Annotated in this window: 5 protein-coding genes and 1 pseudogene; all 6 read left to right on the top strand. The window is 57.9% G+C overall.

The features are described from left to right. A partial coding sequence (locus ACH2EH_RS01635) for a hypothetical protein (protein WP_395138198.1) occupies positions 1-639 on the top strand: 639 nt, incomplete at its 5' end. Positions 640-655: 16 nt separating this feature from the next. Then, positions 656-1,030: a hypothetical protein gene (locus ACH2EH_RS01630; protein ID WP_395138196.1), complete on the top strand. Its 375-nt coding sequence runs from the start codon at positions 656-658 to the stop codon at positions 1,028-1,030. A gap of 137 nt (positions 1,031-1,167) precedes the next feature. After that, positions 1,168-1,533: a hypothetical protein gene (locus tag ACH2EH_RS01625; protein WP_395138194.1), complete on the top strand. Its 366-nt coding sequence runs from the start codon at positions 1,168-1,170 to the stop codon at positions 1,531-1,533. Continuing rightward, the gene (locus ACH2EH_RS01620; protein ID WP_395138192.1) at positions 1,524-1,757 is read left to right on the top strand and encodes a hypothetical protein; all 234 of its coding nucleotides are present in this window, start codon (positions 1,524-1,526) and stop codon (positions 1,755-1,757) included. Before ACH2EH_RS01625 ends, ACH2EH_RS01620 begins: the two co-directional genes overlap by 10 nt. Further along, positions 1,754-2,065, top strand: a complete 312-nt coding sequence (locus ACH2EH_RS01615; RefSeq protein ID WP_395138190.1) for a hypothetical protein — start codon at positions 1,754-1,756, stop codon at positions 2,063-2,065. The genes ACH2EH_RS01620 and ACH2EH_RS01615 overlap by 4 nt, the downstream gene beginning before the upstream one ends. Positions 2,066-2,067: 2 nt before the next feature. Then, positions 2,068-2,392 (top strand): annotated as a pseudogene (locus tag ACH2EH_RS01610) (hypothetical protein); the annotation flags it as partial.

Genomic DNA, 2,392 nt, shown 5'->3' with positions numbered 1-2,392 from the left:
CTTGCGGGAACGGACTACCAGGTGAAGCTCTTCGATCTCTGTGATGAAGGCTTCCACCTGCGGATCATCGATCCCAGAATGAGCAGGTTGGCTCTGCCTGGAGACCCGCTTATCGTTGCGATTCACATCGCCAACAGTGAGGTCGGGCTACGGGCAGTGACGATAGATGCGTGCGTCTTTCGTGAGATTTGCTCCAATGGGGCCGTGCGCAAAGTGGGTGGTAAGAGCCTGCTCCGGCAGCGACATATCCATGTCGCCCAGGCGCAGTTCGTGCCCTCACTGCGTGAGGCAATCGGTCAGGCAACGGTCGTGGCGGCGGCATTCATCGAGCAGATGGTGCTCTCCACCAAGACCAATATCCCTGATCCTGCCAGAGCCATTCAGGTTATCGCGGACATGTGGAATCTCTCGAAACAGACGGTTGAGTACATCAAGTTCGGGCTACTGGGCGAGACGCACCAGGACACGATGTACGGGCTTCTCAACGCGGTGACCAACGCCGCGCAGAAGCTGCCCGTCGAGAGTCGCTTTGAGCTTGAGACGATGGCAAGTCTGCTGATTGATACGACCGACACCAGTCGGGACGGTCAGGCACTACGCCACCGGATACTCACTCCCAGATCCCTGGTATCCCCGTGAAAGGATTGGAATTTGTATGAGCCAGGTCGTCCCTCAGATAGATAAGCGGCTTGCTGCTGTCTGCCAGCGCTTCCGGGCATTGGCAGAAGACATTGAGGAGAAATGGCGCTTCGGTGTCGTTCACTTAATGGTGGAAGAGCACGTGATCCAAGCGCATCGTGGCTGGCGTATCGAGGTTGCCGTTCCCGAGCTTGACGACTATATCGGCGAGCCGGAGGACGGCGAACTCGTGCCGCTTCCCCCGAGCGTAGAGGAAGCCCTCGAACTGCTAAAGCAGATCCTAACGACCTGTCGAGGCGTTCGGGGCATTGACTCGCCTGCGGTACCCAAGCCCGAACAGCTCCATGCTGTGGAGGCACTACTCAAGAGATCACCCCTCAAGCGGAGTTAGCTCCGTTTCTCGTTTCCCCAAATCCCCGGGCCATGCTGCCCGGAGACGGGAAGTTCATGGCTCGGTGACGCGGAGCCCATCTTCGGCTACGCCGAATGAGGTCGCCGCACTTTTTACCAAAGAAAGGAACCCTACCCATGAATCTGGACGAGGCGAGGACACTTGCCAACGTCAACGACCGGGCGCAGCGGCTTTTCGAGGACGGATATCGCATCCGCTCCCTTGATAGCAATCTGCACCTGATTCGCTCCGAACACGGAGCCACCTACACCCTGGATCGCAGTGAGCAAAGCTGCACTTGCCCCTTCTATGCGAAGCACGGCGGGCGCTACTCCTGCAAGCACGTTTTAGGCTGGAAGAAGCTCCAAGTTTCACAATGGTCACACGTTGCCCGGCTCAGCGCACGCTGGGAAGCAGTGGCTCAGGAGGCAAGCATCGAGCAAGTCTTGATGACTGCTGCCAGAGTGCTCCAGCAACGTCTGGAGGTACCACTATGCCTATAAATCCACATGGCATGTCTCTCCTGACAATCTCCCGCTACAAAGGCGGAAGGCACTGGGCAGTACGAGAAGCCGATACCGGCTCTCTCGTTGTCGTCACCGTCTACCGAAAAGGCGCTGCTGAAGTCGTGCGAAGGCTCACCGGGCAAGTCCCGGAAAGAGCCAAGCGACAGAAGCGTGAGACCTTCGTCTACGAAGCCAAGCCCGCTAGGGAGGTGACTTCATGAGCCAAGAAAAGCCCCCAACAGGCTATCAACGCCCCATCAAGTTTCTCCTAGGCAAAGTCTACGTCACTCCAGCCGCCGTCGAGGCCCTGATCCGAAATGAGGAAGAGCTAATGCACCTACTCAAGCGGCATCGGGAAGGCGACTACGGCGCGGAGATGTGCTACGACGACCGCGTTGTAAACGAGGAATCCATCAAGCGCGGTGGTCGCGTCCTCTCTAGCTACACCCTCAAAGACGGAACCGTTATCTGGATCACCACGAGTGCGGGCTGGCAAGAGACTCTGGCGCTTGTCAGGGAGGAGTACTGAAAATGTCCTCTCCCAAGATCGTTGAACTGAGCCTGAGCGATCAGGTCTTCACCTTCACCGACGCAACGGGTATCGAATGGCACTGGAACGCAAGCCTTGGCTACCGGCTCATCGAGCTGGCACCGCGCGAAGTGTTGGAGTTCTACCCCAGTGATAGCGGGATAGACATGGCGCATCTGCGCCAGCGCTATCCCAGCCTGAACGAGGAGTACGCTAAGACAGTAGACCTGTCAAAGCCGATCCTCTTTCTTCCCTTCCACGATGGCACCTCGGTGCTGATCGACGGTTGGCATCGGTTGAGCCGCGCCGTCATGGAAGGCATCCCTT

The sequence above is a fragment of the Armatimonas sp. genome (genome assembly GCF_043760365.1).
In the GTDB taxonomy this organism is placed as follows: domain Bacteria; phylum Armatimonadota; class Armatimonadia; order Armatimonadales; family Armatimonadaceae; genus Armatimonas.
Note: the sequence above shows the minus strand (reverse complement) of the source record. Positions and strands in the feature narration are given on the sequence as shown.